We start from the raw sequence: 1,235 nt of genomic DNA, 5'->3' as shown, positions 1-1,235 counted from the left end.
GATACGGGATCCAGGATATCACCTCCACGATCACTTTCTTTTTTGGAAAGTTTTTCGTAAAAGCTGCGGACGTGTACAGACCTAATTTATATATTTATGATACGGATAATTACTACGGGGCGACGGGAGGTTATGTAAATACCAGTAGTAAGGACGGTAAGATCGTGGACCCGGGAAAGGTGAACGGTCCCGCTAATCAGTTAGTATTGGATTTTATCAATTCCTCTACTTCCATCCCGGACCAATTGAGGCAATCCGTGAGAGAGTCTTATCTTCTTCAGAAAATTCCTTCTCACTTGGTTTGGTTCAGTATAGGGTTCAGCCAAAACTTCTAGGTATATAAGGGATATATAAAATGAGTATTCGGTTCAGGATTTCACTTTATCTGTCGGTGGTTTTACTCTCCGGTTCGATCATTTTGACTGCGATCAACTCGATCGGATCATATTTCAGTCTGAAGTATCAAGTGGAAGACGGTTCCAGAATGGCCGGAGAAAGATTCACTTATGAGGTGAAGGATTTTTTGGATTTGGCGTTGGGTTCTCTCAGAGGGACCCAGTATCTATTAGAATCTTCTAAACCCGCTCGGGAAGAAGTTGTCGCCGCGTTATGGAAATTAGTCGAGGCCAACCAATATTATTTCGGAACCTGGGTGGTATTCGAACCTAACGGTTTTGACGGACAAGATGCAAGATTTAAGAATAAACCGCCGTACCATGACGGCACAGGAAGATTTGTACCGTATATCAACAAATCGAAAGGTGCCGTCACAATAGAGCCGGTAATATATTACGAAAATTTGGATGAGTCCGGAGCGTTCTATACTATTCCGAAAAAGACCCTGCATGATTATATTGCGGACCCTTTTTCTTATCCTGTAGGTGGAAAAGATGTACTTATGGTTTCCTTGGTGAAACCTGTGTTTCGAGGAGGAAGTTTTTCCGGGGTGGTAGGTATTGACCTTGCCATGGAAAACTTGCAGGAACTACTCGGCCCGATCCGACCATTTAGGGGAGAAGGTTATCTGACTCTCATTTCTCCCAATGGGACCTATGCCGCAAATGGAAAGGATCCTTCATTGGTCGGTAAAATGAACCCGGACCAAGAATGGCTGAAGCAGATTACGGAAGGGATCGCAACAGGAAAACCTTTCTCTCTACATGGAGGAGGAGAAGGCCATCATTTTTTCCCATTTTTATTAGGAAATTATGATAAACCTTGGGCAGTGGAAGTGT

Annotated in this window: 2 pseudogenes; both read left to right on the top strand. The window is 43.5% G+C overall.

The annotated features are described in order from the left end of the window. Positions 1-335 (top strand): annotated as a pseudogene (locus LEP1GSC192_RS03375) (hypothetical protein); the annotation flags it as partial. Between the two features lie 20 nt (positions 336-355). Further along, a pseudogene (locus LEP1GSC192_RS03370) lies at positions 356-1,235 on the top strand (methyl-accepting chemotaxis protein); the annotation flags it as partial.

Origin of the sequence: Leptospira sp. B5-022 (assembly GCF_000347035.1) — a bacterium.
Lineage (GTDB): Bacteria > Spirochaetota > Leptospiria > Leptospirales > Leptospiraceae > Leptospira_B > Leptospira_B cinconiae.
Note: the sequence above shows the minus strand (reverse complement) of the source record. Positions and strands in the feature narration are given on the sequence as shown.